Below are 13,625 nucleotides of genomic sequence, written 5' to 3'. Positions count from 1 at the left end.
CGCGAAGTAGGGCGAGTCGCCGATGAGCTCGTCGGCCGAGTTCGGAAGTTCGCGATGCCGCGACGCGAAGTCCAGTTCCTGCAGCGCGTGCAGTTCCAGATCACTGACGACCCCGCGGCCGTCCGACGTACGGTCGACCTTGCGGTCGTGGACGCAGATGAGGTGCCCGTCGCGGGTCAGCCGGACGTCGCACTCCAGCGCCCCGGCACCCTCGTGGAGCGCCCGTATGTAGGCCCCGAGCGTGTGCTCGGCCAGCGCGGACGACGACCCGCGGTGCGCGACGACCAGCGGCTGCTCCCGCATCCCCCTACCGTTCGGTCGTGGAGTTCGACCCGACCGTGCCCTCGATCATCGCCGACCCGTACCCATTCTTCGCCGAGCGGCGCGCAGCCGCTCCCGTCTCCTGGAGTCCGGCGCTGGGCGAATGGGTGACGTACGGGCACGCCGAGGCCGACACCGTGCTGCGGCATCGCGGGCTCGGCCGGCTCTGGAGCCTGCGCTGGCCGGACGAGCCGCTGCCGGACTACACGCTGCTGCACGAGCACTCGCTGCTGGAGAACGAGCCGCCGACGCACACCCGGCTGCGCCGGCTGGTCGCGGCCGGCTTCGGCCGCCGCCAGGTCGAGCGGCTGCGGGACCGGGTCACCGACATCGCCCGCGGCCTGGCCCGGGACGTCCGGGACGCCGGCGCGGACGGCTCCGCCGTCGACCTCCTCCCGCTGTACGCCGAGCCGCTCCCGGTCGCGGTCATCGCGACGCTGCTCGGCGTCCCGGACTCCGACCGCGGGCTGCTGCGGCCGTGGTCCAACGCGATCGTCAAGCTCTACGAGGCCTCCCCCTCGGCGGCGACCCGGCAGGCCGCCGAGACCGCCGCCTCCGAGTACGTCGCGTACGTCCGGGAGCTGGTCGCCTTCCGCCGCCGCACCCCCGGCGACGACCTGCTCTCCGACCTCATCGCGACCCGGGACGCCGACGGCGCCCGGCTGTCGGAGGACGAGCTGGTCGCGACCGCGGTCCTGCTCCAGATGGCCGGGCACGAGGCCAGCGTCAACGTCGTCGGCAACGGGGCGTACGCGCTGCTGACCCACCCGGCCGAGCGGGCCCGGCTGACCCCGGAGCTGGTCCCGTCCGCGGTCGAGGAGCTGATCCGGTACGACTCCCCGCTGCAGCTCTTCGAGCGCACCGCGACCCAGCCGGTCCCGATCGGCGCGGTGACGGTCGAGCCCGGGCAGAAGATCGCCGCGCTGCTGGGCGCGGCCAACCGGGACCCGGCCGTGTTCGCCGACCCGGACCGGCTGGACCTGACCCGCTCCCCCAACCCGCACCTGGGCTTCGGCGCCGGCATCCACTTCTGCCTGGGCGCCCCGCTGGCCCGGGTCGAGCTGCAGGCCTCGCTGGCCACGATGCTCACCGACCTGCCCGGGCTGGCGCTCGCGGGCGAGCCGGTCCGGCACCCGACCTTCACCCACCGCGGCTTCGCCACACTCCCGGTGACGATCTAGGCGACCCGCTCAGACCAGGCCGAGCTCGCGGGCGCGGAGGCCGGCCTGGAAGCGGGACGTCGCCCCGACCGCCGCCATCAGCTCCGCCACCCGCCGCCGGTAGGTCCGCAGCGACATCCCCAGCGCCCGCGCCGCGGCCTCGTCCTTCGACCCGGACGCGAGCGCGTCGAGCAGGCTCGGGGCCAGGTCGCGCAGCCCGCCCAGCGACGTCTCGTACACGGCCCGGTCGGTGGCCGCCCGCCAGGCCGCGTCGAACAACGCGCTGACGCTCCGCACGACCTCCGGCGCGCTGACCACGCGGTAGCGGCGCGGCCGCTCGTCCGGGTCGCCGGCCATGATCACGAACCGCCGGTCCACGATCATCGTCTCGTGCAGGTCGGCGGTGGTGATCCGGATCGTCGCGCCGTACGCCTCGAGCTGGTGGACGTGCTCGGCCGCCCGCGGGTCGACCAGCACCTGCGGCCGGTAGAGCTTGCGGGAGCGGAAGCCGCCGGCGACCTTCGGCACCCAGGACGGGACAGCCGGCGCGGCCGCGTCGGAGACGTGCAGCACGGCCCAGGTCCGCAGGTCGGGCGCGGCGCAGGACATCTCGAACCGGGCCGCGGCGAAGATCGGCGCCGCCCGCAGCCGCAGCTCGGCCTCGCCGCGGACCTCGATCGCGTTGTCCATCGCCGCCGTCACGCATTCCATGGTGGCACCTTGCTGCCAGACCCGCGCCCGGCCGGGCTCCGGCGGGCACCGTGGCAACCATGACGACGGCGACAGCAGCAGGAACGTGGGCACTCGGCGGGGACCTCGAGGTGGCCCGGATGGGGTTCGGCGCGATGCAGCTCGGCGGGAAGAACGCGTTCGGCCCGCCGGCGGACAAGGAGAAGTCGCAGCGGGCGCTGCGCACCGCACTCGAGCTCGGCGTACGGCACGTCGACACCAGCGACTACTACGGGCCGTACCTGGTCAACGAGCTGATCAAGGAGACGCTGGCGCCGTACCCGGACGACCTCGTGCTGGTGACGAAGATCGGCGGCCGGCGCGACGACGCCGGGCAGTGGCTGCCGGCGCTGAGCCCGGAGGAGATCCGCTCCGGCGTGCTGGAGAACCTGGAGCACCTCGGCGTGGACCGCCTCGACGTGGTCAACCTGCGCGTGATGACCACCGGCGAACCGATCGGCGACAAGTTCGCCGTGCTGGCCGCGATGCGGGAGCAGGGACTGATCCGGCACCTCGGGGTGAGCAACGTGGACGCCGCCCAGCTGGCCGAGGCGCAGGCGATCGCACCGGTGGTCTGCGTGCAGAACATGTACAGCCTGGGCAACCGGGCCGACGACGCGCTGTTGGACAGCTGCGCCGAGCAGGGCATCGCGTACGTCCCGTTCTTCCCGCTCGGCGGCGGCTTCTCGCCGTTCGCGGCCGAGGGGCTGGCGGCGGTGGCGAAGCGGCACGAGGTCGGCCCCCACCAGGTCGGCCTGGCCTGGCTGCTGCAGCGCTCGCCCAACGTCCTGGTCATCCCGGGCAGCGGCGACCCGGCCCACGTCGAGCAGAACGTCGCCGCCGCCGGGCTGACCCTCGCCGAGGAGGACCTGACCGAGCTCAGCAGTTCGGGAAGCTGACGCCGCCGAGGTCCGAGAGCAGGGTGTAGTCGGTGTCGATCGTGGGGGCGGCCGCGTCGGCCTGCTCGCTGACCACCGCCTGGACCGGGTACGGCGTGGGGCACTCGTCCGGCAGCTCGAAGTAGAGCGTGGCGACGACGAACGAGGCCGGCCGGACCACGACCGGCCGGGCCCGGCCGAGCCGGTTGTCGGTCAGCAGCGTCCCGGTCGGCGGGCACGAGCCGGACCGGATCGTGTACCCGCGCTCCTTCAGCCCGGCCTCGGGCCGGTTCGGCGACACCGCGGTGAGCCGGACCGGCTTGGCGCTGTTGTTGCGCAGGGTGAACGAGACGGCCAGCGAGACCGGGCTCGACGGCGTCACCGGCCGGCACACGTCGCCGAGCGCGAGCACCGGCGTCGGCGGCAGGATGACGCCCGGCGGCGCGGGCAGCTGCGACGGCCCGTTCGAGGCCCGCGGGAGCGCCGGCGGGTCGACCCCGCGCCGCAGCGAGGTCACCGCCGCGACCGCGACGATCACCCCGATGAGGACGAACAGCACCGTACGGCCCCGGCGCGGCGGCCGGTCGCCCCCGCTGATCTCGTCGGCCATCAGCCGATTGTGGCAGGCTTCACAAGACAGACCGGACGCTCGCGAGGAGGCCTGCCGTGCAGGGCTTGATGCAGGACTACCCGCTCACCTTGCCGTACGTCTTCGACCGGTTCGAGAAGCTGCACGGCGACAAGCAGCTGGTCTGGAGCACGGTCACCGAGCGCAAGCGCACCTCGATCGCCGAGTGGACCGACCGGGCCCGCCGCTTCGGCGGCGTGCTGGACGCGCTCGGGGTCCCGGCCGACGCCCGGGTCGGAACGTTCGCCTGGAACACCGCCGACCACCTCGCGCTCTACTGGGCCGCGCCCTGTTCCGGCCGGATCCTGCACACGCTGAACATCCGGCTGTTCCCGGAGCAGCTGACGTTCGTGGTCAACCACGCCGAGGACGACGTGGTGTTCGTGGACCGGTCGCTGCTGCCGGCGTTCTGGAAGCTGGCCGGCACCTTCGAATCGGTCCGGCACATCGTGGTGATGGACGACGGGGCGCCGTGCGAGATCCCGGCCGACCCGCGCATCCGCCTGCTGGACGAGCTGCTCGCGGACGCTCCGCCGGTGAGGTTCGCGGCCGAGGACGAGAACGCGGCCGCGTCGATGTGCTACACGTCCGGCACCACCGGCAACCCGAAGGGCGTCGTCTACTCGCACCGCTCGATCTACCTGCATTCGCTCGGCGTGCTCAACGCGGCCGCCGGGATCGGGATGATGGAGCGCGACCGGGCCCTGCCGGTGGTGCCGATGTTCCACGCGAACGCCTGGGGCTGGGGGCACGCGCCGCTGTTCGCCGGCACCGAGCTGGTGCTGCCGGGGCCGCAGATGACGCCGGCCGCGATCGCCGCGATGCTCGAGGAGGAGCACGTCACGATGACCGCCGGCGTGCCCACGATCTGGATGGGCATGCTGCCGGAGCTGGACGGGCGTGACCTGTCCTCGCTGCGGGCGGTCCTCTGTGGCGGGTCTGCGGTGCCCAAGGCGCTGTCCGAGGCGTACCGGGAGAAGCTCGGGATGCCGATCCTGCACGCCTGGGGCATGACCGAGACCAGCCCGCTCGGCTCGATCAACGGCAACTTCAGCGCGTACGACGGGGTGGGCGAGCAGGAGGCCGCGGACGTCCGGTCCCGGCAGGGCATCGCCCCGGTCGGCGTGGACGCCCGCATCGTCGAGCCCGGCACCCTCACCGAGCTGCCCTGGGACGACAAGGCCACCGGCGAGCTGCAGGTCCGGGGCCCCTGGATCGCCGCCGACTACTACAAGGTCGAGCACTCCGAGGAGTCGTTCACCAGCGACGGCTGGCTGCGTACGGGCGACGTCGGCGCGATGGACGCGCACGGCAACATCCGGCTGTCGGACCGGACCAAGGACCTGGTGAAGTCCGGCGGCGAGTGGATCAGCTCGGTCGAGCTGGAGAACCACCTGATGGCGCACCCGGCGGTGGCCGAGGCCGCGGTGATCGGCGTGCCGCACCCGCGCTGGCAGGAGCGTCCGCTCGCGACCGTCGTGCTCAAGGAGGGTGCGAGCGCGACCAAGGAGGAGCTGCTGGAGTTCCTCACGCCGCGGGTGGCGAAGTGGTGGCTGCCGGACGACGTCGTGTTCATCGACGAGGTACCGAAGACGTCGGTCGGCAAGTTCTCCAAGAAGGACCTGCGCTCCCGCTTCGCCGACTACCAGCTCCCGACGATCGACTGAGCCGCCTCAGGCCGAGTACGTCAGCAGCGGGATCAGCAGCTCGTCCTCGGTCAGGGAGCCGTGCTGGCCGGTGAGCTCGGACAGCACCGGCTCGGTCTCGGGCCGGGTGATGGCGGTGGTGCCGGTGCAGGCCGCGACGATGTCGCCGATCCGCGGCGCGATCCGGTCCTGCACATGGCCGAACCAGCCCGCGTCGACCGCCTCGTCCCGGGTCAGCACGGTCGCTCGGGTGCCGAGCGACTCCCGCCAGGTGGCGAGGACGTCGGCCTCGGCACCGGGTTCGGCGTACACGTGCCGGGCCCGGGGCTCGCCGGCCAGCAGCCGGACCCCGTCGAGCAGGCCGGCGGCATCGATGCGGTCCGCCTCGCCGACCTGGACCATGCCGTGGTCGGCGGTGACGAGCAGCAGGCCGCCGGCCGGCAGCCGCCGGGCGACCGTCTCGACCAGCCGGTCGACCTGGGCGAGCTGGTAGCGCCAGGGGTCGGTGCCCGGGCCGTAGACGTGCCCGATCAGGTCGAGGTCGCCGTGGTAGCCGTAGCGGAAGGTGCGGTCCGACTCGGGCTCGCCGGTCAGCGCGGCGACCAGGTCGCCGAGGGCGCGCACGCCCCAGTGCTGGCCGCCGCGCAGCACCGCCCGGGTCAGCCCGCCGCCGACGAACTGGCCCGGCAGCACCACCCGGACCGCCACCCCGTGCGCGGCCATCCGCTCGAACGTCGTCGGCAGCGGCTGCACGTCCTCCGGCGGGAACCGGTCGCGGAGGTCGCGGACGTGGCCGTCGCCCTGGGCGGTCCAGCCCAGCGCGTTCATCGGGGTGTTCTCGCCGACGTCGAAGGCGAGCCCGACCACGCCGTGCGCGCCCGGGGCCATGCCGGTGCCGACGCTGGCCAGGCTGGTCGCGGTGGTCGAGGGGAAGCCGGCCGTGATCGACCGGCCGGCCAGCCCGGCCAGGAACGGCGCCTCCTCGGCGTACGTGTGGAGCAGGTTCCAGCCCATGCCGTCGATCAGCAGCAGCACGATGTGCCGGGCCTCGGGCAGGCCCAGCACCTCCGATCCGCCCGGGACGTCCAGGGCGGTCAGCACGCCCGGCGTCACGTCCGACAGCGCACCGGCACCGTAGGCAGGATCCATGCCCGGAGCCTAGACACGCCTCAGGCGTGCGCGCCGACGGTGATCGGGCCGATCGTGAGCCGCGGGGTCAGGCCGAGGAAGGCGCCGATCCGCTCGACCTCCGCGTCCAGCGCCTTCCGGTGCGCGGCGGACAGCTCGTCCAGCGGCTCGACGGTGACGTCGACGTACCGGCCGGCGCGCTTCTGGTGCCAGACGCCACCGACGACGCCACCGAGCAGCAGGACCGGGAAGTTGCCGGCCTGGCTGCGGGCCAGCGCCCGGCCGGCCGCGCGGCCCGGGTAGACGAGCTCACGTGGGTGGGAGCCCACCGCGTACGCGTCGAAGTACGGCAGCAGGCGCAGGCCGCGCGGTGGGGCGTCAGGGAACGTGGTGTCGCCGGCGACGACCCAGCCGAGCTCGCCCGCCAGCTCGATCTCGCCCTCGAGCGTCTGGAACAGGCCCGTCGCCCACGCCGCCGGCGCGCTCAGCCAGCGGGCGAAGTGCTCGGGCCGGGCCGGCCCGTACGAGTGCAGGTAGGAGCGGACGAGCCAGGCCAGGGCGTCGGGTCCCGGTACCGGGACCAGGCCCGGGGACCAGCGCTGCGGCGAGGTGTAGGTGACCTTGCGGGCCCGGTCCGGGCCGAAGCAGAGCGCGCCCCGGTTCGCGGCCGTGTCGACGGCCTGCCGCCAGCGCGGCCAGAGCTCCTGGAACGCGGGCATGCAACGCTCCACCGCCCAGGGCCCGACCTCGGCGGCCAGCGCCTCGGTGAGCTCGTCGATGGTCAGCGCCGCGGCCGCGAGCACGGTCTGGATACCGGCCACGATCTCGTCCAGCTGCTCGGGCGCCAGCCGGACGGCCGGGTCGAAGGAAGGCAACGGCCGGGGCACCGCGCTCAGCGCCCCGGTCCACCGGCCCAGGTCCCGGGTCGGCAGCAGGTGCACGGTGCCGCGCGGGCCGAACGTCTTGACCAGCTCGCGGGTCTCCCAGAGCGCGGCCTGCACGTCCGGCCGGGTCGTACCAACCAGCCGCAGCCCGATGGAGAGCTCGCCGGCGGACAGGATCTGGGCGTGCGCGCCGACCATGCCGGCGACCACGTCCGCGGGCGACGGGCCGGGAGCGGTGAGGAAGTGCCGGTCCAGCCGCCGGGCCCGGGCCTGCGCCCAGGTCACGGGCGCTCGGCCGCGTCCAGGGCGCTCTCGGCGGCGTCCAGCCGGCCCCGCAGCCGCGCGCTCGACAGTGCCCCGGCGATGGCGATGCCGAGCATCACCACGGCGATGGCGTAGTCGGCCCGCGCGCCGCCGCTGATGCCGAGGCCGAGGAACGCGAGGCCGAGCAGACCGAACAGCAGCGGGATCCAGCGGTAACGCTGCAGTTGCTCGCGCTGCCGGGCCAGCAGCGTCCGGGCGCCGGGCCAGGCGGCCGGATCCGGCGGCAGCTCGCCGCGCAGCACGGCCCGCTCGGCGTCGGCGTGCTGGTCGGCGTCGAACCCGGCCTGCTCCCGCTCCTGGTTGCGCTGCCGTACGAACCACCAGGTCATCGCCGCGCCGAAGATCGGGGCCGCGTACGGCAACCCGCTGGAGTCGGCGCTCGCGAGCCCGTCCCAGGCCAGGGCCAGGACGGCGAACAGCACCGTGCAGACGGCGAGGATCACCGGCCACGGCGCCTGCCGCCAGCGGGTCATGTCGTGCCGGGGAGGACGCTCACCCGCGCGATCCTAGGCGTGCCACCGGGGTGAGCAGCGCGGCGACCGCGAGCGCGACGATCGAGGCCGAGAAACCGTTGGTCGGCGAGATGTGCAGCAGGTCCTGGCCGTGCCGCCAGAACGACTCCCAGCCCGGCCAGGACGAGAGCACCGTCGGCGCGGTCAGCTGGTACGCGACGAAGCCGGCCACCCACGGCACCAGCATCAGCCACCGCCCGGGCGCGTCGTCGGAGGTGTCGTACCGGCCGCGGGAGAGCGCGAAGTCGATCACCACGGTCGCGGCCAGCGGCACGAACACGGCCCCGATGAGGAACAGGAACGGCTCGTACGCGCTGCCGTCCACCGCCAGCGCCAGCACCGTCGCGAGCCCGCCGACCAGCACCGCGAGCAGCCGCCGGTCCGCCCGCGGCAGCACGTTCTGCGCGGAGGTCGCGGTCGAGTAGATGTTGGCGAAGGCCTCGTCGACCTCGTCCACCGCCAGGATGACCAGCGCGATCGCCCCGGCCGGGACGGCCAGCAGCGCGCCGACCACGTCCGCCGACGCGTCGGAGTACGCCCGCAGGGCCAGCACGCCGAGCAGGAAGAAGACCGCGCTGGAGGCCGCGTACCCGATCCCGGTGCCGAGCGTGGCCGCCCGTGGCGACCTGGAGAACCGCGAGTAGTCCGCGACCAGCGGGATCCAGGACACCGGCAGCGCGACGACCAGGTCCATCGAGGTCCAGAACCCGGTCCAGCCGCCCTCGGTGAACCCGCCCAGCGGCCGCCGCAGCGTCTCCACCAGGAAGTACGCCGAGCAGGCCAGCACCGCGACGACCGCGATCCGCTTGAGCAGCCGGACCGAGCCCAGCGGCCGCAGCGCCATCCCGGTGGCGACCGCGCCGGCGATCAGCACGTACACCCAGCGGGGCAGGCCGGCCCAGACGGCGTGCGCGGCGAACGAGATCACCCAGATCTCGTACGTGGCCCAGCCGACGCACTGCAGCAGGTTCAGCACGGTCGGCGCGTACGACCCCGAGCGGCCGAGCAGGCCGCGCAGCAGCACCATCGTCGGCGCCCCGGTGACCGCGCCGGCCCGGGCGACCGCGGCCAGCAGCAGGCAGCCGAGCGCGGTGCCGGCCACGATCGCGACGACGGTGGCCAGGAACGACTGCCCGGGCGCGACCAGGAACGTCGCCGTGACCGGGATGAGCAGGCTGATCCCGAGGTTGGCCCAGAGCCCGAGCTGGTCGGTGAAGCCGAGCGAGCGGGGCTGGTCCTCGGTGAGGGTGGCAGGGGCTTCCGCGGTGGTGGCCAAGTGAGCACGCTCCCTACGCCGGCATGACCCGGACAGGTTCCGACGGTCGGCGGCCCGCTGCCGCCCTCTCAGCCCGGTACGCCGGGCTCCCGTGTGTGGCGAGGTCACCGTACCCTCCCGCTCGTGGGAGCCGCCGGTCGCCGAATGCGCGCCCCCGGCCGCCGCCTGGAGCCGGGCGCGTGTCGGGCCGGGCGGCGCCGGGTAGCGACCGCGGCGTGAGCAGCGCAGCCGTACGCAAGGCCGTCCGCGAGGTCCTCGGCACGTCCCGGTTCCGGCGCACGACGTTCCGGCCCGGGCAGTCCGAGGCGATCGAGGCCGTGCTGGAGCGCGACACCCTGGCCGTGCTCGCCTCCGGCACCGGCAAGACGCTGATCTACACGGTCGCGGCCAAGCTCATCGACGGCGGCACGCTGGTGGTCTCCCCCACGATCGCGCTGCAGCACGACCAGCTGCGCGCGCTGGAGGGCGCCCACGAGACGGCCGCGCTGCTGAACAACACCCTGCCGGCCGCGCAGCGGAAGGCCGCGCTGGCCGACTTCGCCGCCGGGAAGATCGAGTTCCTGCTGCTGGCGCCGGAGCAGCTGGCCAACGACGAGGTCCTGGCCGCGCTGACCAAGGCCCACGTCTCGTTGTTCGTGGTGGACGAGGCGCACTGCATCAGCGAGTGGGGCCACGACTTCCGCCCGGACTACCTCGGCCTCGGCTCGGTCGCCCGCGCGCTCGGCTCACCCCGGCTGCTCGCGCTGACCGCGACCGCCTCGCCCCGGGTGCGGGCCGAGATCGTGCGCCGGCTGCGGATGCGCGACCCCGAGATCGTGGTCCGCGACGCCGACCGGCCCAACATCTGGCTCGGCGTCGACCTGGTCGGCTCCGAGGGGGCGAAGCGGGACGAGCTGATCCGGCAGGTGCTGCTGTCGCTGCACGGCGAGCCGGACCACGAGGAGATCGACGGCCGGACCCGCTCTGACCACTCGACCCTGCCGACCGGCTCCGGCCGGGTGTCGCCGGGCGGTCCCGGCATCGTCTACACCGCCACCCACCGCGGCGCCGAGGAGCTGGCCGCGGTGCTGCGGGACAACGGGGTCGACGCGGTGCACTACCACGGCGGGCTGTCCCGCCAGGATCGCGAGTCGGCCCAGGACGCGTTCATGAGCGGGGCCGTCGAGGTGATCGTGGCGACCAGCGCGTTCGGGATGGGGGTCGACAAGCCGGACGTCCGGTTCGTCTTCCACGCCGAGCCGCCGGACACGCTGGATGCGTACTACCAGGAGATCGGGCGGGCCGGCCGGGACGGGCTGCCCGCCCGGGCGGCGTTGTTCTACCTGCCCGGCGACCTGTCGCTGCCGAAGTTCTTCGCCTCCGGCGGCGGCCCGACGGTGCCGGAGATGGCGGGCCTGCTGCAGGTCATCAAGGACGACGGGCCGATCTCCCGCAAGGACCTCGCCGCCGCGACCGGGCTGTCCACGGCCCGGGTCACCGCGATCGTCAACGAGCTGGAGTCGGCCGGCGTGATCCGCGCCGGCACGGACCGGAAGGTGTCCACGACCAGGACGGGCCGGGAACGCGCCGCGGCCGACATCGCCGCCGCGGCCAAGGACCGCCGCGAGGTCCGCCGCGAGTACGCCAAGTCCGCCGTCGAGATGGTCCGCACGTTCGCGGACTCGACCGACTGCCGGCGCCGGATCGTGCTGGAGCTGCTGGGCGAGTCCCACCCGCAGCGCTGCTTCCACTGCGACAACTGCGACAGCGGCGCGGCCGTCGACTCCGGCAACCGCCCGTTCGACGTCGGCTCGCACGTGCGGCACCCGGAATGGGGCCGCGGCACGGTCCAGACGTACGAGGAGGGCGACCGGATCGTCGTCCTCTTCGACTCGGCCGGCTACAAGACCCTCTCCCTCGGCCTGGTCGAGGACCAGCACCTGCTCCGCAAGGCCTAGAGGACCGTGCCGGGGGTGCCGGTGTCGGTGACGAGGGGGCGGCCGGCGGCTTCCCAGGCCTGCAGGCCGCCGGCCAGGTTGGTCGCCTCCCGGCCCTGGCCGCGCAGCCAGGCCGTCACCTGGGCCGAGCGGCCGCCGACCTTGCAGACCACGAGCAGCGGCCCGTCGTCGGGGATGTCCCCGGCGCGGGCGGGCAGCGCGCTGAGCGGGACGTGGGCGGAGCCGGCCACGTGCCCGGCCTCCCACTCGTCGTCCTCGCGTACGTCGAGGATGGTCACGCCGTCGGGGACCTCGGTCGCGCCGACGGTGGGGAGGTGTCCGGGATGCACCCGGTGATGGTGCCTCATCACCCCCACGGTAGGACCGGTCAGGGTTCGCTGCCCCAGACCTTCGTCCCGTCGACGTACGCGGTGACGTGCGGTGCGTCCGCGTACGGGCCGGCCGGGCCGGAGCTCCAGTCGTCGGTCTGGGTGAGGGCCGACCAGTCGGTCCGGTTGAACCGGGTCTGGATCTCGCCGGTCGACCCGCCCGGCGCGAGCGGGCCCGAGCCGAACCCGACCTCCAGGTACGGACGGCCGCCGAGCACCACCCGCTCCGTCACCGACCCGCACCCGATCCGGGCGTAGTCGCAGTACGTCGCGTAGCTGGTGCCGCCGTCGGTGAACCAGTACCGGAGGGTGACCCGGCTCAGGTCCAGCGGCGCGGTCCCGGTGTTCCGTACGGCCAGGCCGGGCTGGACCTGCGGGGCGGTCACGGCGGCGTTGTCGTTCGCGTACTGGGCGGCGAGGACGCCCGGGCGCACCGGCCGGCCGGGCCCCGTCGGCACCGGAGCAGGCGCCGGGATCGTCACCGGCGGCACCGTCGGAATCGGAATCGGAATCGGAGTCGGGGACGCGGCCGTCGGGACCGGGGTGGGGCTCGGCGCCGGGGTGAGGCTCGGCGCCGGGGTGAGGCTCGGCGCCGGCGTGGTCGGCAACCCGGCCGTCGGCGCCGGGACCGGCACGGTCCCGCCCAGCGGCGACTTGATCGGGGCGAGCATCCCGTCCTTGGCGGTGTCCACCGTGGTCCAGTCGTCCTGCAGGATCCCGCGCGTGTCCCCCGAGTCCGGGTTCCAGGACCAGAACGTCCACCCCACCGACCGCGCCCCCACGTACGAGACCAGCGCGGTCAGCCACTGCCGGTCCGACTCGGTCGCCAGCTTCGAGCCGAACTCGCCCAGCAGCAGCGGCGCGGTCCCCGCCCGGGCGAGGTAGCCCCAGTGCGTGTCCCAGACCGCGGGCAGGTTGGCCGGGTAGTCCGGCGCGGCGAACCAGGTCTGCGGGAAGGTCGAGGCCGGGTAGTCGTGCGGCGAGTAGACCAGCCGGTGGGCCACGCTGAGGCGGACCGGGTAGCGCCCGGCCGCGGACAGGTTGCCGCCCCACCAGGTCGAGTCGGCGCCGACCTTCTCCACGCCCTCGACCAGGATCAGCCAGCTCGGGTCGGCCGCGAGGATCGCGTTGCCGGCCCGCTCGGCCGCGAGCCGCCAGTCCAGCGCCCGGTCGCCGCAGCCCCAGCAGGCCGTGCCGTGCGGCTCGTTCATCAGGTCGCCGCCGACCACGGTCGGGTTGTTCGCGTAGCGCCGGGCCAGCATCACCCAGTCCGAGATCCAGCGGGACTCCGGGTACTGCGGGGTGTACCAGAGCTCCGACTGCGCACCGGAGTCCGGCCGGTGCCGGTCCAGGATCACCCGCAGCCCGAGGCTCCCGGCGTACGCGACGACCTTGTCCATCACCCGCAGCCCGGTCAGCCCGGCCAGGTCGGCGTTCTTGCCGCCGTCGAAGGCGATCCCGGTCGGCGTCGAGCCCCGGTCGAAGAGCTGGCTGCTGTACGGCAGCCGGATCGTGTTGTAGCCGGTGGCCCGGATTTGGTCGAGCATCGAGCGGTAGTCCCGGGTCCAGAGCCCGTGCGGCGCGTAGTTCGGCGTCTCCAGGCCGAACCAGTTCACCCCGGCGATCCGGACCGGCCGGCCGGCCCGATCCACGATCCGGCTGCCGTCGGTGTGCCAGTAGCCGGACGCGGCCGCGTCGGCCCGGGGCGTGCCCGGCGGGGCGACGGCGAGGCCGACCGCCACCAGCGCGGCCGCCAGCAGCGTGACGACCGTGCGGACCACGCGGGGAGAGGTACGCATCCGCTGAGCATGCGCCCGCCCGCGCACCCGGACCG

Annotated in this window: 13 protein-coding genes and 1 riboswitch; of the genes, 4 read left to right on the top strand and 9 right to left on the bottom strand. The window is 74.2% G+C overall.

Annotated features, from left to right (window positions below):
* The coding region (locus VGP36_18440) for a glycerophosphodiester phosphodiesterase family protein (GenBank protein HEV7656698.1) at positions 1–303 on the bottom strand (303 nt) is incomplete at its 3' end.
* Positions 304–320: 17 nt separating this feature from the next.
* Here VGP36_18440 and VGP36_18435 point away from each other — a divergent pair.
* Entirely contained in the window at positions 321–1,502 is a 1,182-nt protein-coding gene (locus VGP36_18435) for a cytochrome P450 (GenBank protein HEV7656697.1), read from the top strand.
* A gap of 9 nt (positions 1,503–1,511) precedes the next feature.
* On the opposite strand, the gene VGP36_18430 is transcribed toward VGP36_18435, so the two are convergent.
* Positions 1,512–2,192, bottom strand: a complete 681-nt coding sequence (locus VGP36_18430; protein HEV7656696.1) for a hypothetical protein — start codon at positions 2,190–2,192, stop codon at positions 1,512–1,514.
* A gap of 59 nt (positions 2,193–2,251) precedes the next feature.
* Here VGP36_18430 and VGP36_18425 point away from each other — a divergent pair, with 59 nt between their 5' ends.
* Positions 2,252–3,109 (top strand): oxidoreductase, encoded by an 858-nt coding sequence (locus tag VGP36_18425; protein HEV7656695.1) that lies wholly within the window; start codon positions 2,252–2,254, stop codon positions 3,107–3,109.
* Here the strand turns inward: VGP36_18425 and VGP36_18420 are convergent.
* Positions 3,090–3,698: a hypothetical protein gene (locus tag VGP36_18420; protein HEV7656694.1), complete on the bottom strand. Its 609-nt coding sequence runs from the start codon at positions 3,696–3,698 to the stop codon at positions 3,090–3,092. The two genes, VGP36_18425 and VGP36_18420, sit on opposite strands and share 20 nt — an antisense overlap.
* A gap of 56 nt (positions 3,699–3,754) precedes the next feature.
* Here VGP36_18420 and VGP36_18415 point away from each other — a divergent pair, with 56 nt between their 5' ends.
* A complete protein-coding gene (locus VGP36_18415; protein ID HEV7656693.1) occupies positions 3,755–5,383 on the top strand; it encodes a long-chain fatty acid--CoA ligase in 1,629 nt (542 codons plus the stop codon).
* A gap of 6 nt (positions 5,384–5,389) precedes the next feature.
* On the opposite strand, the gene VGP36_18410 is transcribed toward VGP36_18415, so the two are convergent.
* From VGP36_18410 to VGP36_18395, 4 genes are all read right to left on the bottom strand, one after another.
* On the bottom strand, positions 5,390–6,511 hold the full coding sequence (locus VGP36_18410; protein ID HEV7656692.1) for an alkaline phosphatase family protein: 1,122 nt from the start codon (positions 6,509–6,511) through the stop codon (positions 5,390–5,392).
* A 20-nt stretch (positions 6,512–6,531) separates the two neighbouring features.
* Positions 6,532–7,659 (bottom strand): winged helix DNA-binding domain-containing protein, encoded by a 1,128-nt coding sequence (locus VGP36_18405; GenBank protein ID HEV7656691.1) that lies wholly within the window; start codon positions 7,657–7,659, stop codon positions 6,532–6,534.
* Positions 7,656–8,171 carry a hypothetical protein gene (locus tag VGP36_18400; protein ID HEV7656690.1) on the bottom strand — a complete coding sequence of 172 codons (516 nt, stop codon included), beginning with the start codon at positions 8,169–8,171 and terminating at the stop codon, positions 7,656–7,658. Before VGP36_18400 ends, VGP36_18405 begins: the two co-directional genes overlap by 4 nt.
* A gap of 19 nt (positions 8,172–8,190) precedes the next feature.
* Positions 8,191–9,486 (bottom strand): cytosine permease, encoded by a 1,296-nt coding sequence (locus VGP36_18395; protein ID HEV7656689.1) that lies wholly within the window; start codon positions 9,484–9,486, stop codon positions 8,191–8,193.
* Positions 9,480–9,589: riboswitch (TPP riboswitch) on the bottom strand. (Overlaps the previous gene by 7 nt.)
* A 112-nt stretch (positions 9,590–9,701) precedes the next feature.
* On the opposite strand from VGP36_18395, the gene VGP36_18390 reads away from it, so the two are divergent.
* Positions 9,702–11,423, top strand: a complete 1,722-nt coding sequence (locus VGP36_18390) for a RecQ family ATP-dependent DNA helicase (protein HEV7656688.1) — start codon at positions 9,702–9,704, stop codon at positions 11,421–11,423.
* Here the strand turns inward: VGP36_18390 and VGP36_18385 are convergent.
* Together VGP36_18385 and VGP36_18380 are read right to left on the bottom strand one after the other, a co-directional pair.
* Positions 11,420–11,752, bottom strand: coding sequence for a rhodanese-like domain-containing protein (locus VGP36_18385; GenBank protein ID HEV7656687.1), 333 nt, complete (start codon positions 11,750–11,752; stop codon positions 11,420–11,422). The genes VGP36_18390 and VGP36_18385 overlap by 4 nt on opposite strands.
* A gap of 38 nt (positions 11,753–11,790) precedes the next feature.
* Positions 11,791–13,590, bottom strand: coding sequence for a cellulase family glycosylhydrolase (locus tag VGP36_18380; protein HEV7656686.1), 1,800 nt, complete (start codon positions 13,588–13,590; stop codon positions 11,791–11,793).
* Between the last annotated feature and the right edge of the window lie 35 nt (positions 13,591–13,625).

Source organism: Mycobacteriales bacterium, assembly GCA_035995165.1.
GTDB lineage: Bacteria > Actinomycetota > Actinomycetes > Mycobacteriales > CADCTP01 > CADCTP01.
The sequence above is the reverse complement of the archived record's forward strand: the minus strand, read 5'-3'. Positions and strand labels throughout refer to the sequence as shown.